Source organism: Microbacterium sp. 1154 (assembly GCF_031455375.1).
Classification (GTDB): Bacteria; Actinomycetota; Actinomycetes; order Actinomycetales; family Microbacteriaceae; genus Microbacterium.
The window spans coordinates 719594-745248 of the sequence record NZ_JAVDSN010000001.1 but is presented as its reverse complement, the minus strand read 5'-3'; the positions used below and the strand labels follow the sequence as shown (position 1 = coordinate 745248).

Annotated in this window: 27 protein-coding genes and 1 pseudogene; 12 read left to right on the top strand and 16 right to left on the bottom strand. The window is 68.2% G+C overall.

What is annotated here, in order from left to right; genetic code table 11:
* Window positions 1-228 precede the first annotated feature (228 nt).
* Both J2X55_RS03395 and J2X55_RS03390 read left to right on the top strand, forming a co-directional pair.
* Window positions 229-1908 (top strand): glycoside hydrolase family 13 protein, encoded by a 1680-nt coding sequence (locus tag J2X55_RS03395; RefSeq protein WP_309821852.1) that lies wholly within the window; start codon window positions 229-231, stop codon window positions 1906-1908.
* 31 nt (window positions 1909-1939) lie between these two features.
* A complete protein-coding gene (locus tag J2X55_RS03390) occupies window positions 1940-2941 on the top strand; it encodes a LacI family DNA-binding transcriptional regulator (RefSeq protein WP_115916176.1) in 1002 nt (333 codons plus the stop codon).
* A gap of 146 nt (window positions 2942-3087) precedes the next feature.
* Here the strand turns inward: J2X55_RS03390 and J2X55_RS03385 are convergent, their stop codons facing one another.
* The 6 genes from J2X55_RS03385 to J2X55_RS03360 all read right to left on the bottom strand — a co-directional run bounded on the left by J2X55_RS03385 (window position 3088) and on the right by J2X55_RS03360 (window position 7062).
* Window positions 3088-3513, bottom strand: a complete 426-nt coding sequence (locus J2X55_RS03385) for a response regulator (protein WP_309821850.1) — start codon at window positions 3511-3513, stop codon at window positions 3088-3090.
* 66 nt (window positions 3514-3579) lie between these two features.
* Window positions 3580-4230, bottom strand: a complete 651-nt coding sequence (locus tag J2X55_RS03380; protein WP_115916178.1) for a signal peptidase I — start codon at window positions 4228-4230, stop codon at window positions 3580-3582.
* A gap of 25 nt (window positions 4231-4255) precedes the next feature.
* Window positions 4256-4954 (bottom strand): hypothetical protein, encoded by a 699-nt coding sequence (locus tag J2X55_RS03375; protein ID WP_309821848.1) that lies wholly within the window; start codon window positions 4952-4954, stop codon window positions 4256-4258.
* A gap of 62 nt (window positions 4955-5016) precedes the next feature.
* Complete coding sequence (locus J2X55_RS03370) at window positions 5017-5595, bottom strand: hypothetical protein (protein WP_115916180.1); 579 nt, start codon at window positions 5593-5595, stop codon at window positions 5017-5019.
* Window positions 5596-6028: 433 nt separating this feature from the next.
* Window positions 6029-6769 carry an acetoacetate decarboxylase family protein gene (locus J2X55_RS03365; RefSeq protein WP_147302359.1) on the bottom strand — a complete coding sequence of 247 codons (741 nt, stop codon included), beginning with the start codon at window positions 6767-6769 and terminating at the stop codon, window positions 6029-6031.
* 59 nt (window positions 6770-6828) lie between these two features.
* Complete coding sequence (locus tag J2X55_RS03360; RefSeq protein ID WP_115916182.1) at window positions 6829-7062, bottom strand: helix-turn-helix domain-containing protein; 234 nt, start codon at window positions 7060-7062, stop codon at window positions 6829-6831.
* Between the two features lie 221 nt (window positions 7063-7283).
* Between J2X55_RS03360 and J2X55_RS03355 the strand changes: the two genes are divergently transcribed.
* The 4 genes and pseudogenes from J2X55_RS03355 to J2X55_RS03345 all read left to right on the top strand — a co-directional run bounded on the left by J2X55_RS03355 (window position 7284) and on the right by J2X55_RS03345 (window position 9891).
* Window positions 7284-7988, top strand: coding sequence for a hypothetical protein (locus J2X55_RS03355; RefSeq protein WP_115916183.1), 705 nt, complete (start codon window positions 7284-7286; stop codon window positions 7986-7988).
* Between the two features lie 227 nt (window positions 7989-8215).
* On the top strand, window positions 8216-8812 hold the full coding sequence (locus tag J2X55_RS03350; protein ID WP_115916184.1) for a hypothetical protein: 597 nt from the start codon (window positions 8216-8218) through the stop codon (window positions 8810-8812).
* Window positions 8791-9306, top strand: a pseudogene (locus tag J2X55_RS17355) (signal peptidase I); the annotation flags it as partial. The gene J2X55_RS03350 and the pseudogene J2X55_RS17355, both read left to right, overlap by 22 nt.
* Window positions 9307-9459: 153 nt before the next feature.
* Window positions 9460-9891, top strand: a complete 432-nt coding sequence (locus J2X55_RS03345; RefSeq protein WP_309821845.1) for a hypothetical protein — start codon at window positions 9460-9462, stop codon at window positions 9889-9891.
* A gap of 124 nt (window positions 9892-10015) precedes the next feature.
* Here J2X55_RS03345 and J2X55_RS03340 read toward each other — a convergent pair whose 3' ends face one another.
* The 3 genes from J2X55_RS03340 to J2X55_RS03330 form a co-directional block, all read right to left on the bottom strand.
* On the bottom strand, window positions 10016-12004 hold the full coding sequence (locus tag J2X55_RS03340; protein WP_309821842.1) for a ricin-type beta-trefoil lectin domain protein: 1989 nt from the start codon (window positions 12002-12004) through the stop codon (window positions 10016-10018).
* Between the two features lie 405 nt (window positions 12005-12409).
* Window positions 12410-13660: a septum formation family protein gene (locus tag J2X55_RS03335; protein ID WP_309821839.1), complete on the bottom strand. Its 1251-nt coding sequence runs from the start codon at window positions 13658-13660 to the stop codon at window positions 12410-12412.
* A 137-nt stretch (window positions 13661-13797) separates the two neighbouring features.
* A complete protein-coding gene (locus J2X55_RS03330) occupies window positions 13798-14991 on the bottom strand; it encodes an FAD-dependent oxidoreductase (protein ID WP_115916188.1) in 1194 nt (397 codons plus the stop codon).
* 205 nt (window positions 14992-15196) lie between these two features.
* Here J2X55_RS03330 and J2X55_RS03325 point away from each other — a divergent pair, with 205 nt between their 5' ends.
* Entirely contained in the window at window positions 15197-16411 is a 1215-nt protein-coding gene (locus tag J2X55_RS03325; RefSeq protein WP_309821837.1) for an amidohydrolase, read from the top strand.
* Between the two features lie 128 nt (window positions 16412-16539).
* Here J2X55_RS03325 and J2X55_RS03320 read toward each other — a convergent pair whose 3' ends face one another.
* Window positions 16540-18111, bottom strand: a complete 1572-nt coding sequence (locus J2X55_RS03320) for a fibronectin type III domain-containing protein (protein ID WP_309821835.1) — start codon at window positions 18109-18111, stop codon at window positions 16540-16542.
* Between the two features lie 258 nt (window positions 18112-18369).
* Between J2X55_RS03320 and J2X55_RS03315 the strand changes: the two genes are divergently transcribed.
* Window positions 18370-18555, top strand: coding sequence for a hypothetical protein (locus tag J2X55_RS03315; RefSeq protein WP_309821833.1), 186 nt, complete (start codon window positions 18370-18372; stop codon window positions 18553-18555).
* Window positions 18539-19246, top strand: a complete 708-nt coding sequence (locus J2X55_RS03310; protein ID WP_309823004.1) for a neutral zinc metallopeptidase — start codon at window positions 18539-18541, stop codon at window positions 19244-19246. The genes J2X55_RS03315 and J2X55_RS03310 overlap by 17 nt, the downstream gene beginning before the upstream one ends.
* A gap of 127 nt (window positions 19247-19373) precedes the next feature.
* On the opposite strand, the gene J2X55_RS03305 is transcribed toward J2X55_RS03310, so the two are convergent.
* From J2X55_RS03305 to J2X55_RS03295, 3 genes are all read right to left on the bottom strand, one after another.
* Window positions 19374-19985 (bottom strand): copper resistance protein CopC, encoded by a 612-nt coding sequence (locus J2X55_RS03305; protein ID WP_309821831.1) that lies wholly within the window; start codon window positions 19983-19985, stop codon window positions 19374-19376.
* Window positions 19985-20737: a YcnI family protein gene (locus J2X55_RS03300; protein ID WP_309821829.1), complete on the bottom strand. Its 753-nt coding sequence runs from the start codon at window positions 20735-20737 to the stop codon at window positions 19985-19987. The genes J2X55_RS03305 and J2X55_RS03300 overlap by 1 nt, the downstream gene beginning before the upstream one ends.
* Window positions 20738-20806: 69 nt before the next feature.
* Complete coding sequence (locus tag J2X55_RS03295) at window positions 20807-21397, bottom strand: hypothetical protein (protein ID WP_309821827.1); 591 nt, start codon at window positions 21395-21397, stop codon at window positions 20807-20809.
* A gap of 403 nt (window positions 21398-21800) precedes the next feature.
* On the opposite strand from J2X55_RS03295, the gene J2X55_RS03290 reads away from it, so the two are divergent.
* A complete protein-coding gene (locus J2X55_RS03290; protein WP_309821825.1) occupies window positions 21801-22322 on the top strand; it encodes a hypothetical protein in 522 nt (173 codons plus the stop codon).
* 100 nt (window positions 22323-22422) lie between these two features.
* Window positions 22423-23007: a GNAT family protein gene (locus J2X55_RS03285; RefSeq protein WP_309821823.1), complete on the top strand. Its 585-nt coding sequence runs from the start codon at window positions 22423-22425 to the stop codon at window positions 23005-23007.
* Window positions 23008-23014: 7 nt separating this feature from the next.
* On the opposite strand, the gene J2X55_RS03280 is transcribed toward J2X55_RS03285, so the two are convergent.
* Genes J2X55_RS03280 through J2X55_RS03270 form a run of 3 tightly spaced genes read right to left on the bottom strand, consistent with a single transcriptional unit; the run spans window position 23015 to window position 24682 of the window.
* Window positions 23015-23329 carry a type II toxin-antitoxin system RelE/ParE family toxin gene (locus J2X55_RS03280; RefSeq protein ID WP_309821821.1) on the bottom strand — a complete coding sequence of 105 codons (315 nt, stop codon included), beginning with the start codon at window positions 23327-23329 and terminating at the stop codon, window positions 23015-23017.
* Window positions 23326-23559 (bottom strand): type II toxin-antitoxin system ParD family antitoxin, encoded by a 234-nt coding sequence (locus J2X55_RS03275; protein ID WP_210111750.1) that lies wholly within the window; start codon window positions 23557-23559, stop codon window positions 23326-23328. Before J2X55_RS03275 ends, J2X55_RS03280 begins: the two co-directional genes overlap by 4 nt.
* 31 nt (window positions 23560-23590) lie before the next feature.
* Window positions 23591-24682: a VanZ family protein gene (locus J2X55_RS03270; RefSeq protein ID WP_309821819.1), complete on the bottom strand. Its 1092-nt coding sequence runs from the start codon at window positions 24680-24682 to the stop codon at window positions 23591-23593.
* A gap of 44 nt (window positions 24683-24726) precedes the next feature.
* Here J2X55_RS03270 and J2X55_RS03265 point away from each other — a divergent pair, with 44 nt between their 5' ends.
* Entirely contained in the window at window positions 24727-25575 is an 849-nt protein-coding gene (locus J2X55_RS03265) for a serine hydrolase (protein ID WP_309821817.1), read from the top strand.
* The last annotated feature ends 80 nt before the right edge of the window (window positions 25576-25655 follow it).

Genomic DNA, 25655 nt, shown 5'->3' with positions numbered 1-25655 from the left:
CCTAATCGCGGCACCCGCGCGGCGGGACGCCGGAGCCCTCTCACTCTCTCTCCCCCCCCACGCGTTGAGTGTCCAAAACACCCGGAGGTTTTTCGATTTCGTCCGGGTGTTTTGGACACTCAACGGGTAGCGCCGCCCGCGGGCCCGGGGAGACCCGCCCCGCAGCGCACACACTTCACCCGTCGCCCGCTTGACCACCCTGCAAGCGCTTGCACTAACGTGGTCGCCATGACTTTCACGCAGGAAGACGCGCGCGCCGATCTCGTCGCCGCTCCCGGCTCCGAATGGTGGCGCACCGCCGTCATCTACCAGATCTACCCCCGCTCCTTCGCCGACGCATCGGGCGACGGCCTCGGCGATCTGCCCGGCGTCACCGCTCACCTCGACGATTTGAAAGACCTGGGGGTGGATGCCATCTGGCTCAGCCCCTTCCAGACCTCGCCGCAGAAGGACGCGGGCTACGACGTCGCCGACTACCGCGACGTCGACCCGATCTTCGGCACCCTCGCCGACTTCGACGCAATGCTCGCGGGCGCGCACGAGCGCGGCATCCGGGTCATCGTCGACCTCGTCCCCAATCACTCCAGCGATCAGCACGTGTGGTTCCAGGAGGCGCTGAAAGCGGCTCCCGGCAGCCCCGAGCGAGCGCGGTACATCTTCCGCGACGGCAAGGGTGAGAACGGGGAGCTGCCGCCCAACAATTGGGAGAGCGTCTTCGGCGGCGGCATGTGGAAGCGCATCACCGAGGCAGACGGCACCCCCGGCCAGTGGTACCTGCACATCTTCGACGAGAGCCAGCCCGACTTCGACTGGACCAATGAAGAGGTGCGTGCGGAGTTCCGCGACATCCTGCGCTTCTGGCTCGATCGCGGAGTCGACGGCTTCCGCGTCGACGTCGCGCACGGCCTCATCAAGGCCGAGGGCCTGCCCGACTTCACGCCCGACCCCGAGGGCGGCTCGATGGGCGGCGACGCCGAAGAAGTGCCCTACTGGGGTCAGCCCGGCGTGCACGATGTGTGGCGCGAGTGGCACGAGGTGCTCGCCGCGTACGACGGCGACCGCGCATTGTGCGCCGAGGCGTGGCTGCCGACCGTCGAGCAGACCGCCCTGTGGGTGCGCCCCGACGAGATGCACCAGGCGTTCAACTTCCACTACCTCGAGACCAAGTGGGATGCCGCCGCCCTCCGCGACGTCATCTCGGAGTCGCTGAAGGAGTACTCCGCCGTCGGTGCTCCGAGCACCTGGGTCCTGTCGAATCACGACGTCGTGCGCCACGCCTCGCGACTCGCGTTGACGGCCGAGAACCCGCAGGGCGCCGGCATCGGCCCGAAGTCCCCCGGCCAGCCCGACCCGGTGAAGGGTCTGCGTCGTGCCCGCGCGGCGACGTCGATGATGCTCGCGCTCCCCGGCTCGTCGTACCTCTACCAGGGTGAAGAGCTCGGTCTTCCCGAAGTCATCGACCTTCCCAACGACGCACGTCAGGACCCCACGTGGTTCCGCACCAACGGCGAACGTTACGGTCGCGACGGCTGCCGCGTGCCCATCCCCTGGGCCGCCGACGCCCCCGCCTACGGCTTCAACACCACGGGCGAGTCGTGGCTGCCCCAGCCGGCCGAGTGGGCCGAGCTCGCGCGCGACGTGCAGGTCGACGACCCGGCCTCGACGCTGACGCTGTACCGGTCGCTCCTCGCCGAACGTCGTGACCGCAATCTCGGCGCGGGTCACCTGGAGTGGCTCGACGAGTACGGCGACGACGCCGTGGCGTTCCGCAACGGCTCGCTGCTCGTGATCGCGAACCTCGGCGACGAGCCGGCGGACCTCCCCGCGGGCGAGGTGCTCATCGCGAGCGGCCCCCTCGACGGCGAGCGCCTGCCGACCGATACGACCGTCTGGATCGCGGCGGCGTAGGCCGCGGCATCCATCGATCGATCGCGAGACCGTGGCCGGTATCGACGACGTCGCCCGCGCGGCGGGGGTGTCGACGGCCACGGTCTCGCGTGCGTTGAGCGGGCGCGGACCCGTCTCGACCGCGACCCGCGACCGGGTGCTGGCTGCGGCCGACCAGCTCGGTTACGTCGTCTCGGCGGCCGCGTCGAGCCTGGCGACCGGACGGGCACGCGCGGTGGGCGTGGTCGTACCGTTCCTCGACCGCTGGTTCTTCAGCACGGTACTCGCGGGCATCTCCGACGCTCTCGTGCGCGAGGGGTACGACATCACGCTGTACAGCGTCAGCGGCGACCCGGTCGAGCGTCACCGCGTCTTCGACGACCACCTGCGTCGCCGCCGCATCGACGCGGTCATCACGATCGCCTTGGAATTGGATGCCGAGGAATCGGCGTCCCTGCGCGGGCTCGGCGTTCCGATCGTCGCGATCGCCGGGCCCAACCCGCTCCTGACCACCCTGACGGTCGACGATCTCGCCGTGGGACGCCTGGCGACGGATCACTTGCTCGCACTCGGTCATCGACGTCTCGTGCACATCGGAGCGGATGCCGCGACCGCCGCGGGTTCGACCGTGCCGGGGCTGCGACGTCGAGGCTTCGTGGAGCAACTGGCGTCAGCGGGTATCACGGACGCCGTGGTGGAGCCGGCAGACTTCACGATCGAGGGCGGCTCCGCCGCGGCAACCCGCGCCCTGACCGCTGAGAACCCGCCGACCGCGCTCTTCGCCGCCTCGGACGAGATGGCGATCGGGGCGATCCTCGCCGCGCGCGAACTCGGTCTACGCGTACCCGAGGACGTGTCGATCGTCGGCGTCGACGGACACGAGCTCGGCCGGTGGTTCTCGCTCACCACCGTGGATCAGTTCGCGCGCGGTCAGGGAGAACGCGCGGCCGAGGCCGTGCTCGCGGCGCTCGAGGGCGCCGAGCCCGGCCGGGGCCTGGGCACTCTGCCGTTCGAGCTGGTCGACCGCGGGTCGACAGCGGCGCCGGCGCGCTGAGGCGCCGACTTGGATCTGCGAGTACCGGGCGAAGGTCAGATAACTCGGGCAAGAGCGGAGCGAGGTGACCCAGCCCGCCGAGTTCCGACTGGCAGACGAGTACATGCCGGGTCGGGTGCGGAGTGCGGGGTCACCCAGACGAGACGTCAGCGGCTCTGGTGCGCGCGGGCTGCTCTCCGTGACACGGCATCGATGCGGGCACGGAGCTCACGGATGCGGAAAGGCTTCGTGACGTAGTCGTCTGCGCCAGTCGTGAACCCGAGGAGCGTGGCCGGCTCGTCGTCTTGAGCCGAGACGACGATGATGTGCGTCGCCAGGCCGGCGGCACGGACTCTGCGCACCACCTCGAGCCCGTCGATGCCCGGGAGGTCGACGTCCACCGTGACGAGGTCCGGCGATGTCGCCAGGATGGTCTCGATCCCCTCGACTCCATTCGGGCATGCATCCGTCGCGTATCCGGCGGCCTCGAGCGTCTGGGTGAGAAGAGCGCGAACCTGAGCGTCGTCCTCGATGACCACCGCTGTGGGGCAGCTGCGGAACGCCACTGCGTGAAGTTGTTCGTTAGCGGTCACGTGATCTCCCGGAGAATGGGGGTTTGGAGGGCGAGGGGCGGGCGTTCGTTGGCGCTCCGCGGGGAATCACCCCTGCTGACGGGCGCGGCGGGAATGGGGCGGTGCGGGAACGACGGCATCACCGTCGCGTGAGGCTGCTGGCACCACCGGTAGGAAGATGTCCAGGTCGTCCGAAGACGAGGCGTGGTCGTCAGGTGTGTCCGCCTCCGCGTCAGCCGGGGTCGTTGCGTCGTGATCGCCCTCGTCGTCTGCCGATCGGCGGTGACGGCTCAGGGGGAGCATGATCAGCGCGACAACGAGGACGGCGAGGCTGACACGGGCGGGCAGGGTCTGGGCGTATGCCAGGATGCCGGCGAGAGGGCCGCCGATATGTCCTCTCACTGCGCCGACCAGCTGATCGTACGTAACCGTGTCGGGATCTTCGGCGGTGTTGCCGTCGCCCTTGAGTTGCGCTTTACCGTCGGTGATGCTGACGATCCGGTGGGTGTACATGTCGCCGTTGGGCATCCCGACGGTCACCACGTGGCCGGGGGCGAAGTCGTCGGGGTGGGGCGCGCCGAGGAGGACGATGTCGCCGAATTCGTAGGTAGGCGTCATGGACTTTCCATCGACGACGACGAGCTGCGTCCCGGTGACGAGGGCGACGGCCGCCGGGGCGACGAGCAGGGCCAGCACCGCGGCGACGGCGCTCCAACGAAGGTAGGAGAGGATGCGCATGATAGGCCTCCTGGGCAAGTACGTGTTAGTCAGACAGGGCGTCGCCGGCCCGAAGACGGGCGGGCGACCGCGCCCAGCGCCAATGGGGGCGCCGAGGGGTCGGATTCAGCTCGTTATGAAGGACGGTGGTGTCCACGCTCAATCCCAGGGCGCTCGACCCGTCATGCGTCAGGTGGCCGGAGAGACGCACACGCAGAAGAAAGCTGTGCAGCGCCCCGGGTGAGAGCATCGGCGGTGCGCAGAAGGCAGGATTCTTGGCGTCGTCCATCGACACCGGCGGTGACCATGTGGCGCCGCCAGTGGTACTGATGGAGAGCGACACATGTTTCGAGGGGTAGCCGTGTGATGCCACGTCGAACCCGGCGTGCCAATCGACGGAGCCCAGGCCGATATTGCGAACATCGATCGCGAGTGTGTGAACCGACTCCGAATCACTCAGAGCTTCTCGAAGTACGCGCCGTGGTGGCGCGGCGGCCGCTCGAAGGGCCGGGTCTCCGAGGAAGACGGTGCCCGCGCAGAAAGGCGCGAAGCTGCGACTCGCCTCGCTGTCGAGGTGCATGGGAGCGACGACCACACCGAGGCTGATCATCACGAAGGCCGCGATAGCTGCTCGTGTCTCCCCCAGTGAGGGATCAATGTCGTGCATCAGTGTCATCTGGTTCGCTCGATCGCACGGAATGCTGATGGGGTCCGCCTCTCGGTCGCGGCCGATGTCAGTGCTCACGGCCGGGAGGCGACCCGAGAGGGTGCCGGTCGGTTTGGGGCTCGACCGGCACCCGGTCTGGGTCAGGACCAGGGAGCGCCCGCCTGGATGGCGTTGACGGTGAGGGTGAACGTCAGACTCTTACCCTGCGCGCTGTTGTCGGTAGAGGCCGGCAGCCAGGCGCGGAACTGGATGGGCAGCGATTCGCCGGCCGCAAGGGAGCTCGAACTGTTGATAGCGACACCATTGAGGTTGTCTGCAAGGGTCGGCGTGGACCAGGTCGCGCCACTATCGGTGCTGTACGACACCATCACCTGCTTGGCGAAGGCGCTGGTGGTCAGGGAGATCGTCGACTTCCAGTCGATGTCCGCGGTGCCGTTGTTGCGGATGTGGACGTTGAAGGTCTTCGCCTTGGCCGCGATCTTGGCGGGGGTGGAGTCGTCGATCGGGAGCACGTTGGTGAAGACGACCGGCGCCGTGGAATTCGCGTCATCGGCGATGTTGCCGAGGGTGACGGTCCCGGCGGTGAGCTGGTTGCCGGTGACGACCTTCTGATCGGTGAAGTAGGCGCCGGTGGCGAGCGAACCGGTCAGACCGATGCTCAGCAGCGCCGCGGAGGCGATGAACAGCTTCTTCTTGTTGGGACGGGACGTGGAGTTCATGAGCGGTGCACTTTCGAGTGATGGGAATGGACGTCGCCTTCAACCGAGCGGCTTCGGTACGACGGTGACCGGTATGCACCGGACGGGTTGCTCGTGCTTCAGCACCGGTGCCGGGCCTTGCGGGCACGACGACCGGTCGCCTTGACACGCAAGACGGGCTCGGACGAACCTATCGCTCCGTAAACACCCGAAATGGGTCTTTACAGCTTGAAACACGTCATGCGGGTTGAAACGGAGTGAGATGGAACGTCGTTACCATAACAGCAAATGAGGAATCTCTCGCAACCCCGTTTGAGGGCACGACGCGAAGTCCCGACATCGCTCGTCGATGACGACGGCGCCGGCTCGAGGCGGCGCTCCGGTGCGGCCCGCTACCCGCGAGCAGATGGGAACCGTCTCGTCGCGCGCATCGGCGCGGCGAGAAACACGCGGGTTACGTGTAACGATGCAAGACCTGCGCGGTCCCCATGGTCCAGCTGGCAGAGATCATGTGACAAGACTCCACGTGCACGATGGGCAGGTCATCGAGAGGCGCCATGACGTGACCGAAGAGAGCCACACGAGCGGGGGATCGGTAGGCCTCGGAGATCACGAGGTCCGTCGGCTCCAAGCCGAAGAGGGTAGGACGGGTGGGCTCCCCGAGCCATGGAGTGCCGAGGATCTTCAGGAAGAACTTCGGCCGGCCGAACAGCTCGAGGGCGTCATCATGGGCGATGGCTTCGGTCTTGTAGCCGGCACTGCCGCGCACGGCTTCGACGTCGTTGATTCTGAGGGAGAAGTCGGTGACGGCGTTCCGGTGCGAGATCGAAACCGCGCCGAAAAGACTGGGCTGGAGGAAACTCTCTCTATTGCCCACCAGAGCCGGCACACTCTCCGTGTATACCGCCTGAACGAAGTCACCCACGCGGCCATCCGTGCCGACAGCTTCGATCGCCTGGGCCAACTCGATGACCGGATCCGTGGAGAAGGTATCGAAGTATTGCGTCACGTACACGCTCGCGCGCGCGATGGGCGGCACCTCGAGAGGCTCGGGCAGGAGCATCCGGGCCGCCTCGGGGTGTGTGATGTAGTCCACACGCAGGGTCTCACGGCGGTGCGAGAACATCGCACGCATCGACAGAGCCGGAACGTTGGCAGGCGTCGTCAGAAGTCGGGATACGTCACCAGCGAGCACGGCGCAATGGTATTACGCCTTGCAAACCCTATGAAAACCCGAGGGAACGGGAAGGGGCCTCACGGGCCGACGCTGACCGCCGGGCGATCGGCGACGTTGGATGCGCGGGAGATGAAATCCACGACCTCGTCACGGATGATGACCCACTTCGTACCGATGTGGTAGCCGGGCAGAGTGCCACTCTGCAGGTACTCATAAACGGTCTTGTTGTTCAGCCCGAGCACCTCGGCGACATCCTTCGCGGACAGGATCGCCGGGTACCCAGCAAACAGGTGCTCTACGTGATTCGCCATGTGCTCATTCCGGGGTAACAGGTCACTCCATTCTACGGCCCCCCGCGTCAAACCGCCTGATGATGCTCGAAAAACGAATGACGGTTGACAGTGGGCGAAAACGGTACGTAACGGGTTCAAATCGCAAAAATTGACTACCCGATTGCGATGGGATAGGTTCAGCAAGAACCGCTTAGACCCGTTTTGTACCAGAGGACACCATTTTGGACTGCTCCGTACCCGTGACGCCCGACGTGCAGATTCCCGGCGGCGTGCCCTCCGTGACCGGGGTCGTACCTTCCGCAGGCGGTGGGGGCAACGGTGCAAGCGGTGGTCTGGCCATCACGGGCCTCAACATCGACGTCGCTCTCCTGTGCATCATCGCTGCGATTCTTCTCGGAACGGGCATCGCAGTTGCCGTTCGAGCTCGCCGGCACCGCCGGCCCCAACGCGCGTCGCGGTCGTTGGGTCGCAGTTCGGCGACGGCCATCGCCCTCGGGTTTATCCTCATGCTCGGCTTCGCTGCCCCTACGCCCGGGGCGCAGGCTGCCGTCAGGTCGGGCTGCGACGCGGTTCAGGTGACGGTGGTCTCCATCGATCCGGCACCTTCGGCAGGCGGTTCGATCGTCCTGCTCCCCGGAGCCGCGCCGACCGTGGTCACCGCGAAAGTCACCAACACCACGAACGTTCCCGTATCGCTTTTCGCGTTGTCGAGCACCGATCCGTCGGCACCGCTGGCGAGCCAGGTGGCGTGGACCGCTCAGCGCGGCGGCGTGACCGTCACGAGCATTCTCACGAACACCGATGCTCATGCTCTGGGGACATTGGCAGCGGGGGAGACGGCAGACGTGACGTTCACGCTGTCCCTCCCGGCCGGGGTGGGCAATGAGTACCAGGGGCAGACCGCATCCGCCTCACTGTTCGTCCGGGTTGTGGAGAGCCCGTAACTCAGGCTGGCGACCTCTCGGGGGTAACGGGTGGGTCGCCGTGCGGCGCCGTCTCGAGTTCAGACCGAGGCGGCGCCGTAACCCCTCTGTCCATCCCGAGAACCGCGCGCTCGCTCATCTGTCCGAACAGAATTTCGCGGGCCCGACGGCACAGGGGGCGGTTCGCGCCAGAACAGCCGCGGATAGACACCTCACCTCTTTTCTCCTCCCCGAAAGGCCGAACCGCCATGCACCTTCCCACCCGTAAGCTCGCCCGCCTCGGCACGCTGGCTGCCATACCGCTCGCGTTACTCGGCGCCGGTGTCCTCGTCTCCACGGCGTCGTACTCGGCGTTCTCTGCGACGACGTCGAACAGCACCAACAACTGGACGGCGGGCACTGTCGCGCTGAAGAACGACCTCCCCAACAGCGCAGCCTTCACGGCAGACAACCTCAAGCCCGGCTCGGCCGGTAGCAACTGCATCGTCGTCACCTCGAGCGGATCGCTGCCGGCATCGGTCAAGCTCTACGCCACGACCGCCACTCAGACGAACTCTCTCGGTTCGTGGGTCAATCTCCATGTGACTCAGGGAACGGGGGGCGGAAACGGCACCTGCAATGGCTTCACCGCTATCTCCAACAGCGCGACCTACAACAACACCCTCGACGCGTTCATCACCAACAGCACAAGCTTCGGCACCGGCTTCGGCGACTGGGTGACCTCGGGAGCGAACTCCGAGCCGCGCACCTACCGCATCAGCTTCGATGTCGCCGGCAACGCGCCCTCCTCCGCCATGGGCGGCACCGTCAAGCTCAATTTCACTTGGGAAGCGCAGAACCAGTAATCGGCGCCGACCCCGGCCACCCGCGATACAGCGACGGAACGGCTGAGGCGTTGCGTCTCTGGGCGCGATTTTGTGGCGTCCTGACGGCTCGCGTCGTCCTGGCCCTGATTCTCGGGATGACATTCTGGGCGATAGCACCCCTCGTGCTGGGTTGGACGACGACGACGGTGATGACGGGCTCCATGCAGCCGGCCATCGCACCCGGCGACCTCGTCGTCAGCCGCCCGATGTCGCCAGGAGATCTGCGATCAGGGTACGTACTCCTCAGTTGGGACCCTGACCATCCCGGGCGATTACGACTTCATCGGATCGTCCGTCGCGACGGCGAGGTTTTCATCACGAAAGGCGATGCGAACCCGAACGCCGACTCGAGCCCTCTGCACGGCTCGGCGGTCATCGGGGTCGGGTACATGAGAGTGCCGTACCTGGGAACGCCGATCCTCCTGGCCTCGACGGGCGACTTCGGCAAGCTGATCCCCCTCCTGGCCGGCACGGGCCTCCTCGTGTGGCTTGCGCTGGTACCGGCCGTGCGCCCGGACGAGCGAGGGAGAGGCCCGTCCTCTCCATCTCACAGCCATGCTCCGCCCGCAGAAGAAAGTCCGAGAGACGGATCGTCGATCGCTCGTGCCCGAGCCAAGTCGGAATACATGAGTCGCCGCTACGTGCCTGTGACGGCGGGAGCTCTCAGCCTGGCCCTCATCGCTCTCCCCGGCGCTGCGTTCGGGGGATCATTCTGGGCCTCGTCGCGCACGTCGGGCTGGTTCACGGCGGCTACGGCACGCCCCGTCGACTCGCTGGCTTGTCGGAACAACGCAGACGGTACGGCCACCGTGTCCTGGTCGTACGCGGGGGAGCGGCCTCTGGACTTCGACGTTCTCGTGGACGGTCGGGGATCGCTCGCTCGCCCGGGCCCTGACGCCCGAGAGTTCGTCATCTCGCCGAACGCCCTCTCGTTCGGGCGGACGTCCGTCGTTCGCATCCGAACGAACCTCACCCGGGAATGGACCGCGACCACCGCATCGTCTGTGCAGGTCACGACCACCTCGTTCCTCTGGTTCGGCGTGACACGCTGCACGTAGGGCCTCGGAACCGCGTACGAGACTATGCAGGCGAACGCGCCTGGCTGCACACCCGCCTATCGCCGCCCAGAGGAGCTCCCCCGCCAGTAATGAACCCGGCGGTCCCGCGTGGCGTCTCAGACGATCAGAAGGACCATTTCTGTGTCCATGACCCGTTGCACGTGTCGATGATCTGCCGGGTTCCGGCTTCCGCGGAACCAGCGGGGTCGGTCAGACAGAGGCCGGAATTGGGGTTGTACACCGTACCGTCGTCTCTGACCGTCCACCACTGAAAACCCAAACCGTTGCAATCCCAGAGCTGAACCTTGCTGCCGGGGACACTGCCGTCAGCGTCCAGACACATTCCGCCCGATCGGAACGTGCCGTCGGACCATGCACTCCACTTCTGGCTGGCAGACGAGTCGCAGGTTGCCAGCACAACGGCTGTCCCCCTGGCCGATGCACCATTCTGAGGCCCGAGGCACAACGTGGTCGAACCGGGGGCACCGAATACGAGAGAACCGGTCTGAGTTGCGGACGATGATGCATCCGTCTCCGCCGCCGCGGCCTTCCACCCGTAGTACGCGTACGTCACCGAGTAGGTGATGGTGCCGGAAGGCGCACAATACGCGGCCTTGTTCGGGGTAGCTCCGTTGGAGCAGGTGAGCCTGTTCGACCCGTCGTCGACGGTGAGATTGGTGGCAGCGGAGCGGGGCGACGTCCACACATTATTGGATGTGTCGTTGACCCCCAGAGTCGGTGATCCATTGACGAGGTTGGTACCCCAGCCCCAGACCGCACCGCTACTGGTGACTCCATAGGTCTGAGAGGCGCCGTCCGTGATGTCGCTGAAAGCGGGAACGTTGTTCCGTGTAGCGATCACGGGTGTGGTGCTGGAGGTCGTCGTTCCATTGCCGAGCTGCCCCGAGCTGTTCTGCCCCGCACTCGAGACGGATCCGTCTCGAGCTAAGGCGCTGATGTGGGATCCTCCGACAGCGACCTTGATGAAATCCAGCGCTCCCTCACCCTTGAATTGCACGGGCGTGTTCACCGTGCTGCCGGTGGAGCCGTTACCGAGTTGTCCCGAACTGTTGTCGCCCCATCCCCAGACGGCGTTGTTGCTCAGGACGACCGCTACGGTCGAACCGTTCGACGCGATCTGGGAGGCTTGCAGATCGGACCGCAGCGGGACCTGAACGAAGTCGGACGAGGAGCTGGCGGTCGACCCGTTACCGAGTTGACCGTGATTGTTCGAACCTCGGCACCATACGGTGCCATCGGTGGCGAGGACGCAGAAGCCCTTCGAGATCTGCTTGATCTTGCGGCCGCCAGGCAGGGATGCCGTGTCGAACCCGTTGCCGAGATAGGTGAACAGCCGTCCGTCCGAGGAGAGCAAGATGCTCCCGCAGTCCGGCAACACCGATACAGACGTGATCGTGACGCCCGACGGAACGGTGATCTGCATGGGCCGGGTGGAGGCTGTATTGCAGTCGGTGGAGATCTTCGATCCCCAGGCCCAGACGGTGTTGTCGGAGGCGAGGGCGACAGCCCCCGTGCTTCCCATCGAAAGGTCTGTGATTTGACGGCTGCCCGAGATGGTCACAGCGGTGGGGGTCGCGGCCGCGCTGCTGCCCGTGCCGAGCTGTCCGTATCCTCCGGTGTCTTTGCCCCAGGTGTAGACCTTCCCCCCGCTGATGGCTCCAGACACCCCCTGACCAGAGGAGATGGTGGAGTGCCCGAGGGACAGCGCGGCATGCGGGAACGGGTCGGCTGCGGTGGTCGCTCGACCCGTGTAGAAGGTTGTCGGGGAGCCTCCGTCGATGCTGCGGGTCACCGTGTACACGGGATCGGTCGTGATCTGGTTCGCAGTCGCCCAGGTCTGGCTGAGCGCGCTATTCCAGGTGACATTGACGCCCTGAAGGCGAGTACCCGCGGCGGTTCCCGTCACCGAGCTGATCGAGCCTGACGCCAGCGAGCCGTCCCGAGAGGCTGTGGCCGTGAACCACGCCCCCGTGGTGCCGCCTGCCCCCGCACTCAACACGATGACGACCGCCGCGGCAATGGACAGCGACACCCGCCCGCTGAAACGCGCGCGCCTCCGTGAAGCACTGACGGGGGAACGGCCCAGCGGCATGAGGTCTCCTGATTCACACCGCGACGTAGGCCCGGATCTAGGGGGATTGAACGGTGCGTAAATGCATCATCGCATCGAAACGGGTCGTAACGGAACAATTCGCCTGAATAAATTGCGACGAGCGGCGCGGAGAGCCCGATCGCAGCCTGTCGGGTCGCCCAAGCGATCCGGGTCACCAGCAACGGCATCGACGCGAGCCTCGGAACGACCGCAGCCAGAGCTCGGCTCGGCGTCAAAGCAAGACGCCGTCCGATGCGGACATCACCGGTCGGTCGTGTGACCGCTGACGTTCCTGCCGGCGAGCCCGTGCTGCCGAGAGTCAGCAGCTTTCGGAGTGAATTCCGGAAGGCTGAATCCGACCAGCCCGTCGAAGGACGGCGCGTCCGCCGCCGTCCCCGACCGTCGTCAGCGCGCCGAACCCGCCAACGACCCGGTCGTCTCCTGCACGGCGGGGTCGTAGAGCAGGCACGAGATCTCGCGGTCGCCGTCGGTCCAGGTGTCCTCGGTGGGGGCGACGTACTGGTAGTTCAGAGCGGACTGCTCGTACGGGATGCCGACGAAGGACGGGAACGCCGCATCGCAGCCCTGTTGAGCGGCGGAGGCGATGGCGTCGTCGCCGGGGAATGCCCCCTCGGGGAGGAGGAAACTGCTGAACACCTCGTAGGTGTGCGCGGTGGCGCACTCGACGATGTTGGACGAGCTGATGAATCCGCTCGGGACGTCGTCGAGGCAGACCCCGACGGGCAGGGTGAAGGTGTCTTCGTCGCCCGGAGCAGCCTCGCTGGGACCGACGGTGACGCCACCGTCCTGCGGGAACGTGGGGACATCGAACGGGTCGGCGGAGGACGCCTTCGAACCGACGGTGAACGAGAAGATCAACAGGCCGATGACGGCGAGGATCGCCAGGACGCTGATGACCGCGCCCGCCACGATGCCGGTGATCGCGAGGCCGCGCCCCTTCTCGCCCGTGCGCTTGATCTGGGCGAGGGCGACCGCACCGGCGATGATGCCGCCGAGGGGGAAGACGAAGCCGAGGATGATCGCGAGGATCGAGATGCCGTTGGTGCGGTCCGATGCGGCTGACGCGGTGCCGTAAGGGGATGCCGCGTAAGCGGGGGGCCCGGTTTGAGCGTCGCCGCTGGGAGCGCTGTAGGCCGGAGCGGCGGGCGAGCCGGTGCCTGTGGAAGAGACGCCCGGGTACCCGGGAGGGGCGGGCGGTACCGGGGGCGCCCAGGTGCCGCCGGTCGCGGCCGGCTGCTCGCCAGCGCCCACGTCGGAGAGGGAGTCGGGCACGTCGCCGACGAGCAGGCCCTGCTGGGCGAGACGGGCCCCCGCGCGGTGGGCCGCCTCGCGCACCACATCTCCGACCTTGGCGGCGCCGATCGCCCCGCCCTTGAAGAAGCCGCCCAGAGTGGAGTGCTCGAACGACACGAGCGTCCCTTCGGCGATCTCCGAGAAATGCACGTCGAAGCGGACGTGCATGTCCTGCCCCGCGAAGGCCCCTGCCACGAGAGTGGTGCCCATGCTCCCGCGCGAGACGTCGAGGGATCCGGATGCCGTGGGCTGCGCCGTGAAGCCCTGCTCGGCGAGCGCATAGCCGACGGCGTCTCGTGCGGAGTCGACGGGGACGGAGAGGCGAAGTTCGGCGGTGGCCATCGGATGCTCCTGGGGGATCGCGGGCTGAAGACACTCAGCGCGCGTCCAGGTTAGTCCTGCGGCGTCGTCCGCACGACCTGCCCGCCATCCGCACGGCGCCGCACGAGACCGCTCTCGCGCCGCGCCGCCCGGCCGCGTCAGCGGATGCGGCCCACCAGGTCGTCACGCGTCAGGGTGTCGGCCTCGGCAAGCACCGAGCGGGCGGCATCCCGAGCCTCCTCCACGTTCCACAGCAGAACGCCGACGACGCGGTCGTCGTCGAGGTAGTAGACGACCCCGCGGTCGGTGTCGATCCAGTCCTCGACCGTCTCGAGCGAGGAGTCGAGCGTGCCGACCGCCTCGTACCGGATGCCGAAGACCGCCGAGTAGTAATAGGGGGTGTGCGTGTAGGGCTCGGCAGCCCCCGCGAGGTTGCGACCGGCGGCCTTGCCCTGCTCGTTCGCGTTGTCGACGTGCTCGACGCGACGGCGCCCGAGCAGACGGTCGGGGTAGCTCGCGACATCGCCCGCGGCGTAGACGTCGTCGGCCGATGTGCGCAACTGCGCGTCGACGTGCACACCGTCGTCGACCTGAAGACCCGCCTTCTCGGCCAGGTCGACGGCCACTTCGATGCCGAGGCCGCTCACGACGGCGTCCGCACGCACCTCATCGCCGTTCTCGAGTTCGAGGCGGGCGCCCGTGGCATCCACTTCTCCTCCTGCGACCTTGGAGCCCGAGACGATCTCGACGCCGGCGTCGCGGAAGAGCTTCTCGAAGCGCTCCGCCAGCGCGGCCGGGAACACCGCATCGCCAAGCACAGAACCCGTGTGGATGAGCACCGTCTCGACGCCGTTCTGCACGAGGGCGGCGGCGAGCTCGGAGCCGATGTAACCGCCGCCGACGACGACGATGCGGTCGAGGTCCTTCGCGAGGGCGCGGAGGTGTCGGTAATCCTCGGCGGTGCGGAAGGTCAGCGCCCGCTCGCCGTTCGAGTGGTCCTCGACGGGCAGGGACACGGGCTTGCCGCCGGTGGCGATGAGGAGTTTGCCGTACGAGAACGTGTCGCCGTCGGCATCCACTTCGTGATCGTTCGGGCGGATCCCCGTGGCGCGCGTCTGCAGCCGGATATCGGCGCCCGTATCGTCGGACGTTCCGAGGGGCACCTTGTCCCACGTGAACTCGTCGTCGGTCCACAGCTTCTTGCTCAGAGCGGGGCGCGTGTAGGGCTCGTCGACGTCATCGCTCAGGATGCCGATCGAGCCGTCGGGGTCGATCTCGCGGATGCCGCGGGCGGCGGTGTCGGCGACCATCCCGCCGCCGACGATGAGGTAGTCGAAGTGTGTGGTGGTCATGGCGAAAGCGTGACCGCTCGACCTGAGCGGAGCGGATGGGTTGCGGGGGTGTGCGGCATCCGGTAGCGATGCGGCGGGCGCGCCGACGCTCTCTCGTCGAGTGTCCACGACACTCCGTCCCTGCGCCGCTCGGTACGGCGTTTCCTGGACACTCGACGGGGAGGAGGCCGACCGCGCGCGGGCGTGGAGAACTAGGCTCAGGGGCATGAGCGTCGACCTCGAAAGCCTCTACACCGACCTGCACGCCCACCCGGAACTGTCGTTCCAAGAGACGCGGACGGCGGGTGTCATCGCCCGGCATCTCGCGGACCTGGGGCTCGAGGTCGAGGAGGGCGTGGGCCGCACCGGCCTCGTCACGAGCATCGTCAACGGCGACGGCCCCGTCGTGTGGCTGCGCGCCGACATGGACGGCCTGCCCGTCGAGGAGCAGACGGGCCTCGCCTACGCCAGCACCGCGCGCGGCACCGACCCCGCCGGCAACGTCGTCCCCGTCATGCACGCGTGCGGCCACGACATGCACGTGACCGCGCTCATCGGCGCCCTGGAGCGCCTCGTCACCACGCGCGAGGAGTGGTCGGGAACCGTCGTCGCGGTCTTCCAACCCGCCGAGGAGTACGGCGCGGGGTCGAAGGCGATGATCGCCGACGGCGTGCTCGAGCGGTACCCGAAGCCCGACATCGTGCTCGGCCAGCACGTCACGCCCCTTCCCACCGGAATGATCGGCGTGCGCCCGGGCACTCAGATGGCGGCATCCGACGGCCTCACCGTCGTGCTGCACGGCCGCGGCGGTCACGGCTCGCGCCCGCACTCCACGATCGACCCGGTCGTCATGGCCGCCGCCACCGTCATGCGCCTGCAGACCGTCGTCTCGCGCGAGGTCGACCCGCGCGACGTCGCCGTCGTCACCGTCGGCTCGATCCACGCCGGACTGAAGAACAACATCATCCCCGCCGAGGCGAAGCTCGAGCTCAGCCTGCGCTACCCCGACGATGCCGCGCGCGAACGGGTCATGACCAAGGTCGAGCGCATCATCCGTGCCGAGGCGGAGGCCTCGGGCGCAGAGCAGACGCCGACCATCACGACCGACCACACCCTGCCGCCGACCATCAACGACGCGGATGCCACAACCCGCCTGACCGCGGCGTTCCAGCGCTCGTTCGGCGAGGGTTCGGTCGTCGACCCGGGCATGTTCACCGGCAGCGAGGACGTGTCGTGGTTCGCGCGCGAATCGGGCGCACCCCTGGTGTTCTGGTTCTGGGGCGGGGTCGATCCCGAAACGTTCCAGAAGGCCTTCGCGGGCGGCACGATCGAGCGCGACATCCCGACGAACCACTCCCCGTACTTCGCGCCGGTCATGCAGCCGACGATCGATCGCGGCGTCGAGAACCTCGTGGTCGCGGCGCGGGAGTTCTTGGGCTGAACGCGTTCCGCCTCTCCGCGGTGTCCGACGTCGTCGGACCGACCTCGAGAGAGGTGAGAGGCGAAACGACGAGACGGCACCCCGAGCGGGGTGCCGTCTCGCGTTGAGCGTCTTTCTCTCGCCGAACCTCAGGCGCGGCGAGCGCGCGAGCGGCTGAGGACGGAGAACACGAGGCCCGCAGCGACCAGGAACGCAGCGAGCGCAAGTGCCGGCTCCGGGTCATCCGTCCCCGTCGCCGCGAGGTGCCCTGCCGAGACAGCCGGGCCGACAGCGGAGGTCGGCGTACCGGGCGTCGCCGACGACGTGCCCGAGGGCGGGATCACCGTTTGCGAGGGAATCTGAGTCGCATTGGTGACGGTGATGGACTGCTCCACCGAGCGGGCGTCGTCTCCCGCGGGCGCGACCGTCAAGATGAGGGTGTGCGCCCCCGCGACCGTGTCCGCGGGGACGGTACCGGTGAGCGTGAACGTGCCGTCACTGGCGACCACTCCGGTGGCGAGGGTGACCGGGGTGGAGTGCAGCACCAGACTCAGGGCCGCGCCGGGCGGCAGGGCGCTCCCGGTCGCCGTCACGGAATGCCCCGCTTCGACCGTGCCGTCCGATGCGAGGGTCGCCCCGCCGGTCGTGTAGGCCACGTCCAGCGCGAACGGGGTTGCCGTGACACTGTCGGAGTAGTCGCTCTCACCGGCGCTGTTCGAGGCGCTGACGACGAACTCGGCGGACGTCCCGTTCTTGAGCCCCGTCACCGTCGCGGTGGTGGTTGTCGTCCCCATGACAGGTTCGAAGTCGTCATCGTCGCTGTTGTAGATGAGGACGGTGTACTCGGTCACGTCGGCGCCGCCGTCGTTCTCGGGGGCCTTCCAGCTCAGCGTGACCTCGCCATCACCCGTCGTCGCCGTGAGTCCGGTCGGCGCATCGGGGACGTCGACAGGAGCTTCTTGGAAGGTCCGCTTCGTGCCAGAGGTGCTGTAGAAGGTGCCGTCGTCGAAAGCGGCGAAGCCGTTCCCGCGCATACCCGTGGTGAGAACCGTAAGTGCGGAGGGCTCGACAGACCCCGATGCGAGTTGCGCCGCGGACACTTCCCAGATGACTCCGTTCTCGTCCAGCGCACCGAGACCCCCGTCGGGCAGCAACGAGAAGCCGACGAACGGGGAGGTCGCCGCCGAGGTGAGCAAGGACGTGGAGTCCCCGTCACGGAGGACGTTGATCTGGCGGTCCTGGAACGTCGAGTAATAGATCGTGCCGTCGGGCGTCTCCGCCAGAGAGTAGAGGAAGGAGCTGGAGGGGGACGTGTAGACAACCGCCGCCCGCTCCTTCCACATCCCCGATTGCTGGTAGACCTCGGGGTTCTTCGCGACGTCCGCCATGTCGATGCGGTAGATGTTGGGCTTGCTGTCGACGGTGAGGAGAAGGTCGCCGTTGGCCTCGGTGGCGACGGCCATGAAGTCGTCGGGCGACGTGATGATCTCGCTCACGACGCCGGACGATGTCACCGCAGCGACCCCCTTCTCTCGCTGCGCGACGTACAGCATGGAACCGTCCTGACTGAATGCCATCCCGTACGCGCCGGGGACGGAGATCTCCGCCGGCCAGTCTGAGGAGTTGGGTGCGGCTGACGCGGCAGCGGCGGGTCCGCCGAGGACCAGCAGAGCGGCTGCTGCCGCACCGAGGAGTTTGGGGGTGAAGAGCTGGTGACGCATGGGACCTTTCCGGGTCGTTCGGTGGCAGGAGCGAAGACCGGTACTTACGGCACTTCTCGCGGATACACCGAAATTAGCCTAAAAAGCATGATATGGACCGAAACGGGTCAAAACGGTTTAAACATCCGACATTCGGCAGCTCGACGTCCGGCCGAGAACCGCGACGTAGCGCGGAGACGGCGAGTACCCCGCGAACCGTTCGCGCGCCCGAAGTCCAGCCCCTTCGGCACTCTTGCGGGGACGCATACGGTGAACGTCGTGACGTTCAACGACAACGCCCGCGTGGGCGGCAACTCGGCCAAGCGCCGCGGAGGAACCGTGGCGGCCGTCGGCGGCGGGACCGTTGGTCTCGGCGCGGTGGTCGTGCTGCTCATCTCGATGTTCACGGGCACCGACCTCACGGGCCTGCTCGGCTCGGGCGGCGGCGCTGCCGCCCCCCGGTAGCGGCGGCGAACGGATCGCGAGCTGCGAGACGGGCCAGGACGCCAACGAGAACGACTCCTGTCGTCTCGCGGCGGCCTCACTCGACATCGACCAGTTCTGGGCCGAACGCCTCGACGGGTACCGCCCGCCGCAGCTCGTCATCGTCGACGGGCAGACGGGGAGCTCGTGCGGCACCGCCTCGAACGCGACGGGTCCGTTCTACTGCCCGCCGGATGAGACGGTGTTCGTCGACCCGACCTTCTTCTCGATCCTGCGCGCCCAGTACGACACCACAGCGGGGCCCCTCGCCCAGCTCTACGTTCTCGCCCACGAGTACGGCCACCACGTGCAGAACCTCACCGGCGTGATGCAGCAGCACCCGAACAACGGCACGGGCGCCGACAGCAACGGTGTGCGCACCGAGCTGCAGGCCGATTGCTACGCGGGCGCCTGGGTTGCCGCCGCAAGCGAGCAGGTCGACGAGAACGGCACCCCGTACTTGGAGCCACCCACCGAGCAGCAGATCCTCGACGCCCTCTCCGCCGCATCGGCCGTCGGCGATGACCACATCCAGGCCGAAGCGGGCCAGATCTCCAACCCCGACAGCTTCACGCACGGCTCGAGTGCGCAGCGCACGCGCTGGTTCGACGAAGGGCGTCAGGGCGGCGTCAACGCCTGCGACACGTTCTCGGTGCCCGGCGGGAGCCTGTAGGTCCGACCGGCCGCCCTGCGGACTCGAGGGCGGACGACCTCGTCCCGGATGCCGAAACCCGGCGCGTCCGGCCCCGACTCCGCGGAACGGGAGGTGGGGCGGACGCGCCGGGTGCTGGCATCCGGAATCACTCGGTGTCGGACGGCTCCTCGTCGTCGCGCGGGCGGCGGCTGAGGATCACGACGACGATCACGCCGACCAGCACGACCGCTCCGCCGCCGATCAGCAGGCCGACGGTCAGGCCCGACATCCCGCCCGAAGGGGAGGGGTCTGCGACCGGGGTCTCGGCCGGGGCCGCCCCCTGGGCGCTGGCGCACGGTGAGGAGTCCGCTCCGGCCGACGTGCTCTCGCCGGTGTACGTGAACGGGATCTCGCCCGAGACGGGGTGCCCGTCGGACGAGACCGCGCGCCACTCGACCGTGTACGCGCCCGGCGCCCCCAGGGCGACCGGGAGGGTCAAGGTGGGACCCGCGAGGGTGACGCACTCGCTCTCGTAGTGCTTGCCGTCGGGACCGATCACGATGACGATGTTGCCGCCGTCGTACCCGAGCAGGTTGGCACTGAAGTCGAGCCTGACCTCCGAAAGCGTCGCGACGCTTGCGCGCTCCGTGGGCGTCGACGACACGAGGCTGTCGTGCGCCGACGCCGCCGACGCCCCGCCGAGGGCGGTGGTCATCGCCGCAGCGACGACCACCGCCCCGACCAGGGCCCGGCGCAGAGCGTTCCGGGTGCCCATCATCAGCTGCGCTTCGGGCGACGAGCCACGGCGAAGGCGCCGAGCAGGGCGCCCGCGACCGCGATCACGAGGGCCGCGATGCTGAGGCCGAGGGACAGACCGGAGGAGTCGCTGGTCTGAGCCGAAGCCTCCATGGAGTGGTCGTCCATCGTCGGCGCGGCCGAGGCGCTGCTGTGACCGCTGTGACCACCATGGCCGCTCGTGGGCGGGGTGTCGTTGATGTAGAGCACCGGCGCGGGCTCGAGGGTGTCGTCAGCCGCGACCTGCTCGGGGGTGTTCGTCCAATCGACGACCGAGCCGTCGGAGTAGGTCTGCACGGCGGGGAGCACGAGGTGCCCCGTGTCGGGGATGGGACCGAGCACCGCCGAGAAGATCTGGAATTGGTCCTGACCGATGCCCACGCCGGGGTCGGCCTGCCACACGATCTTGAGCGGGCCGTCGGAGATGGTGTTGCCGTCGACCTCGACGGGAGCGGGCAACGCCCCCTTCTCGACCGTGGCGGTCCAGCCCGGGACGGGCTCGACGAGCACCGAGGTCAGCGGGGTGTCGGTGGGCAGCGTGACCTCCAGCTTGACGGTGGAGGCCGTCTCGGACTCGGTGGGAACGCGGAAGTTGACCGTGGCGTAGCTGCCGGGGGTGGCCGTGTTGGGGTTGACGGTGACGTGGGCCGAGGCCGCGAGCGGAACGGCGATCGCCAGGGCCGCGCCGGCGGCGAGGCCGGCGAGGGCACGGCGAAGAGTGGTCTTTCGAGACATGGTGCTGCTTTCTGCGAAATGCGCACGCCGAAGAGGCGTTGGGTACGCGCGAAGGATGAGGGGTCGAGGTCAGGCCGCGAGCGGCGGACCCCGGTGCCTCATCGACGACAGCACGGTCATCGCCGTCGTCAGCAGCAGCGGCTCGGGCGCCGAGGGAACGGCATCCGTCCGCGGGGGAAGACCTTGGAAGGGCCGCAGCGCCGACAGCACCGCGACGAAGAACCGGGCGATCGCCTGCACCGCGCGCTCGCCCCGACCGAGGGCGACGATCGTCACGAGAGCGGCGACGGCGTGCGCGGCCCACATCCACGGGGACTCCGAGGCATGCGCCGAGGCGCTGTGTCCGCCGGCGGCGCTGAACAGCGACGTCGCGGAGTGGTGACCGGCCGGCACGAATTCGCCGCTCAGGTCGAGCACGAGAAGCGCGTGGAAGAGCGCCTGGCTGAGGACGACCGCGAGCGAGAGCCGCGTCCACGACATCGCACGACCCGCGAGCAGCACGCACACGGGAGCGGCGAGGCACAGGGCCAGCACGATGTTGCCGAGCGACGGCCGCTCCGCCGACACGGCGGAGTGCGACAGGGTCGCCACAAACGTGGCGACCGCGGCTGCGGCCATGCCGCGCCCCACCCGCTGCGCGCGCCCTGCTCTCGACGACATCTCACTCCCTTGCGTCCAGCCTAGGCGGCGGGGGCGGCTCCGATGGCGGGCGTTGTCCCGTCGTCGAGACACTACGGAGCCCCGCCGGCACACGGGACACGGGTGCCGCAGAAGGAGGCCGCCGCACTCACGGCCCGTCGACGTGCGGGCGGCGGCCTCCTACAGTGAAGGGGTGAAGAAGGCGACGGTGATCACGACGGGCATCTCGGCCCTGGTGGTCGGCGGTCTCGTCGCTCTCGCCGCGCCAGCCGTGGCGGGCGTCTACACGCTGGTGTCGTAGTGGCAGACCGTCTCAGGGTCGCCCTCCCCCGAGGCCGGCGCCGACGCTTCGACGACGGCTCCCGAAGCGTCCCCGACCCCGCTGCCCGGTGACGATGCACATGCCGGCGGCTCATCGATCCCCGTGAATGATCCTGACGGCTGCGACAAACCGGCGTTGCTGCAGCTCGGACGGGCGAGCGCCAGCCTGAACCGAGACCTCATCGACAGCGGCCCCCGCGAGTATGCGGCGGGTACCGCTGGCCTCGATGACCAGGGGCGCGTCGTGACGTACACCGTCGCGGCGGGCGATGCCCTCGACGCCATCGGCGATCGATTCTGCTTGGCAAACCCCGGATCCGTCTCGACCTTGAACCACACGCGCGTCATTCAGCCCGGCGAACTGCTGCTGCTGCGGCCGGACAGCACTCTCCCCTGGATTCCGTACTTCAATCCGAACAGCGCGACGGAGGGGTACCGTCAGATCCCCTACCAGCGCGCGGTCGAGGCGATGAGCGCCGCCGCCCACGCGAACGATCTCGATGCGCTCCGCTCGATCTTCGCGAACGACCTCGAGGCGCTCTTCCCCGACCCCGCCGAGGCCGATGTCATTCGCCACGCCCTTGCGGCCGGTGATCTCGTGGCGCTGCGCCAGATGTTCGCCTGAGCCCATCCTCGGTGCCGGACCGGGCTCTCTGCGACACGCGTCGCCGCCTCGTTCATGTCGTCCCGGTAGCGTCCCAGATCGAATTGGGTAGCGTCGGACCATGGCCGATGACGCGATCCACGACACCGACACCGCCCTGGCGTACGGCTCCGCCCTGCTGCGCGGCGAGCGCGTGCGGTTACGCGGGCTGACCGACGCCGACCTCGACCCTCTCGTCGACTGGTGGCAGCGCAGCGACAGCGCCGTGCTGCAACAGAACAGCGTGAGCCTGCGCCCCGCGGCATCCGTCCGCGAGATGTTCCAGGCGTGGAGCCGCAACGACTCCTCCGGCGGCGCGGGGTTCAGCATCGACGACGAGACCGGTCAGCTCATCGGTCACGCGACGCTCTGGGGAGCCGCCCTCCCGGCGCGCATCGCGACGTTCGCGATCATCCTCAGCCCCGACGCCGTCGGTCGTGGATACGGCGCGGATGCCACGCGCACCATGCTGCGATTCGCGTTCGACGAACTCGCGGTGCACAAGGTCGAGCTGCGCGTCTGGGCCTTCAACGACCGGGCCATCCGCGCCTATGAGAAGGCCGGTTTCGTGCGCGAGGGCGTGCGACGCGCGGTGGCGTTCCACGGCGGACGGTTCCACGACGAGGTGCTGATGGGCGTGCTGGCCGAGGAGTTCGGCGCGGGGTGACAGCGCCTCAGTCGGCGAAAGCGCCCTCGACGTCGCGGCGCGCGTGCAGTACGCGGTGAACGCGGACGACGTCGTCATCGGCTGTGTAGAGGACCTGGTACGGAAACTTCTCGACAGCCAGGCTACGTAGTCCCGGAATCCCGGTGAGAAGTTCGGCGGTCAACGATCCCGTCGAGGGGAAGATGGCGATGCGGCGGGTGCACTGCGCGACCGCATCGACGAACCGCGCAGCGGTCTCCGCGTCGGCGGTCTTCCGATAGACCTCGATGGCGCCGATGAGATCCTCGTCGGCGGCGTTCGAGGGCACGACGCGATGCGTCATCGGGCGTCGATGGCACGCACCCGCAGACGATCGAAGTACGCGGCGTCCATCTCAGAGCCGTCACCCGAGCGGATACCGTCGAGAACGGCTTCCCGGAGACGCGCGTTGTCACGGTCGCGCCGGATGAGTTCGCGCACGTACTCGCTGCTCGAGGAGTAAAGGTGCGAGGCGACCTGGTGGTCGGCGAACGCCCGCAGCTCGTCGGGGAGCGAGATGTTCATCGTGGCCATGCGAGAAGAATACCCGCGATGGCAAAGCTTGTCATCGTACTCGTAGGCCCCGGTCGACCGACGGGCTCACCACTCCCGCGCGGTCGTCGACCAAGCGGCGCCGGCCGATCCACCCGGTGAGGCCGCGACCGTCGGGCCACACCAGCAGAAGCGCCGCGGTCGTCAACGCCAGGAAGAAGGCCAGCAGCGACCACGGCGCCGGCAGCGCCTCGAGGACCGCGTACGCCCCCGCCCCGGTCGCGAAACGCACGGGGCGCGCCACCCACGCGGGCAGGACGCCGTTCGTGAAGCGCACGCGCGTGGCGAGGTCGCCGATCGAGCGGCCGGTCGCCAGCACCACCCCGAGCCAGAGCCCCGCCGAGGCGATCGTCCCCGCGAGCGAGGCGACCTGGTCGGTCGAGAACGACGACCTCTCACCGACGAGCAGCACGAGCACGGCCCGCACCACCACGGCCACGGCGAAGCCCACCAGCCAGACGCCCACGACGTCGCACACCAGTCCCAGCAGGCGGCGGCGACGCGTCACGGGGCGCGGGGTGTCGGCATCCGCAGCTCTCTCCACACCCCGGTGCTGCGCCGGGACGACGAACGCGAGGACCGACCCGATCAGAGCGCCGCTGGTGTTCAAGATGAGATCGTCGACATCGAAGACGCGGTAGGCGCAGGGGAACAGACCCCAGACGCCCGTCAGCTGCGTCGTCTCGATGATCCCCGAGGTCGCGAAGCCGACGAGACCCGCGATCAGGATGCCGCGACCCCCGAGCACCCGTAAGAAGAAGCCGAGCGGGGCGAACAGCAGCACGTTCAGCGCCACCTGCAGAACGACGGGGTCGGTCAGGTACCGGCCCGAGGCGGCGACGGCCGCGCGGACCTCGTCGACGAACGCGAAGGGGTGCAGGTTCACGCCCGCGCAGCGGTAGACCTCGGAGTCGGGCAGGGGGATGAGCGTGTACGTCCAGATCGCCCAGAAGTACACGGCCGCCCCCGCCCACAGGAGCGAGCGCCACACCGTGAGCCGACCGCGACGCCGATAGCTGACCGCGACGAACGGTACGAAGGCGAGGATCGCGACCACGGCGCCCGCGACGACAGCGAGTACGCCCGAGCCCACGATGTTGTCCACCCCGAGAGCCTAGGCAGAATCACTCGGGCCCGTAGCCTGGGCGCATGACCCGCGCCGCCGACCTCTGCGACGCGCTCGTCGCTCATATCGACGACACCGGCTTCGCCGCGCACGGCGTGCACGTGCGCGTGGGCGACGACGTCGCGATGCACCGGTGGACGCCGGATGTGCGGGAAGAGATCCACTCCGTCGCGAAGGCCGTCGCGGTGCTGGCCGCCGGAATCGCCGCCGACGAGGGGCTCGTGTCGCTCGACGACCCGGTTCGCTCGATGCTTCCCGCCGCAACGCCTGTCACTCTGCGAGAGCTGCTCTCGATGTCGAGCGGCATCGATCTGCCCTGGTCCGAGACGATGATGACCGACTGGCCCGATCTCGCCGCGGAGTTCTTGTCCCGCCCCTCGAGCGGCCGGGTGTTCCAATACTCGAACGCCAGCACCTACACGGCGATGGCCGCGTTGTCGCAGCGGACCGGCGACATCGAGGACTTCCTGCGCCCACGCCTGTTCACCCCGCTGGGATGGACCGATGTGTCGTGGCGCCGCTGCCCGAACGGTCGCGTCCTCGGCGGCGAGGGCCTCGAGCTGCGCACCGCCGAACTGGCGCGTCTCGGTCTGCTCATCCGCGACCGCGGCGTCATCGACGGCCATCGGGTGGTCTCGGAGGGGATCGTGGATGCCATGCACTCGGGGTGGATCGACACCGGCAGCCCCGGCGCCGGGTACCGCCGCTACGCCCTCGCGGGATGGGACGGACCGGGCGACGCCTGGCGCCTGCACGGTGCCCACGGGCAGCTCGTCGTCTTCACCGGCGATGCCGTCGTCACGGTGACCGCGCGCGATCACGGCGGCGCCGACGCGGTCGCGGAATTCATCGGGAATACGGCCGCGAAGTGAGCGTTTCTTGAATTGCAAGAATGCACCGATAGGTCACGGTCTGGCGACCATGCATTGAACAGCGTGCGCGTCAGATTGCG

What these genes read in the sequence shown, in the direction of transcription:
- J2X55_RS03295 (WP_309821827.1), bottom strand. Translation starts at nt 21,397, where the DNA reads ATGTCGTCGAGAGCAGGGCGCGCGCAGCGGGTGGGGCGCGGCATGGCC.
- J2X55_RS03345 (WP_309821845.1), top strand. Translation starts at nt 9,460, where the DNA reads ATGAGTCGCCGCTACGTGCCTGTGACGGCGGGAGCTCTCAGCCTGGCC.
- J2X55_RS03395 (WP_309821852.1), top strand. Translation starts at nt 229, where the DNA reads ATGACTTTCACGCAGGAAGACGCGCGCGCCGATCTCGTCGCCGCTCCC.
- J2X55_RS03335 (WP_309821839.1), bottom strand. Translation starts at nt 13,660, where the DNA reads ATGGCCACCGCCGAACTTCGCCTCTCCGTCCCCGTCGACTCCGCACGA.
- J2X55_RS03275 (WP_210111750.1), bottom strand. Translation starts at nt 23,559, where the DNA reads ATGGCCACGATGAACATCTCGCTCCCCGACGAGCTGCGGGCGTTCGCC.
- J2X55_RS03265 (WP_309821817.1), top strand. Translation starts at nt 24,727, where the DNA reads ATGACCCGCGCCGCCGACCTCTGCGACGCGCTCGTCGCTCATATCGAC.
- J2X55_RS03340 (WP_309821842.1), bottom strand. Translation starts at nt 12,004, where the DNA reads ATGCCGCTGGGCCGTTCCCCCGTCAGTGCTTCACGGAGGCGCGCGCGT.
- J2X55_RS03330 (WP_115916188.1), bottom strand. Translation starts at nt 14,991, where the DNA reads ATGACCACCACACACTTCGACTACCTCATCGTCGGCGGCGGGATGGTC.
- J2X55_RS03325 (WP_309821837.1), top strand. Translation starts at nt 15,197, where the DNA reads ATGAGCGTCGACCTCGAAAGCCTCTACACCGACCTGCACGCCCACCCG.
- J2X55_RS03305 (WP_309821831.1), bottom strand. Translation starts at nt 19,985, where the DNA reads ATGATGGGCACCCGGAACGCTCTGCGCCGGGCCCTGGTCGGGGCGGTG.
- J2X55_RS03350 (WP_115916184.1), top strand. Translation starts at nt 8,216, where the DNA reads ATGCACCTTCCCACCCGTAAGCTCGCCCGCCTCGGCACGCTGGCTGCC.
- J2X55_RS03380 (WP_115916178.1), bottom strand. Translation starts at nt 4,230, where the DNA reads ATGCGCATCCTCTCCTACCTTCGTTGGAGCGCCGTCGCCGCGGTGCTG.
- J2X55_RS03370 (WP_115916180.1), bottom strand. Translation starts at nt 5,595, where the DNA reads ATGAACTCCACGTCCCGTCCCAACAAGAAGAAGCTGTTCATCGCCTCC.
- J2X55_RS03280 (WP_309821821.1), bottom strand. Translation starts at nt 23,329, where the DNA reads ATGACGCATCGCGTCGTGCCCTCGAACGCCGCCGACGAGGATCTCATC.
- J2X55_RS03300 (WP_309821829.1), bottom strand. Translation starts at nt 20,737, where the DNA reads ATGTCTCGAAAGACCACTCTTCGCCGTGCCCTCGCCGGCCTCGCCGCC.
- J2X55_RS03320 (WP_309821835.1), bottom strand. Translation starts at nt 18,111, where the DNA reads ATGCGTCACCAGCTCTTCACCCCCAAACTCCTCGGTGCGGCAGCAGCC.
- J2X55_RS03285 (WP_309821823.1), top strand. Translation starts at nt 22,423, where the DNA reads ATGGCCGATGACGCGATCCACGACACCGACACCGCCCTGGCGTACGGC.
- J2X55_RS03360 (WP_115916182.1), bottom strand. Translation starts at nt 7,062, where the DNA reads ATGGCGAATCACGTAGAGCACCTGTTTGCTGGGTACCCGGCGATCCTG.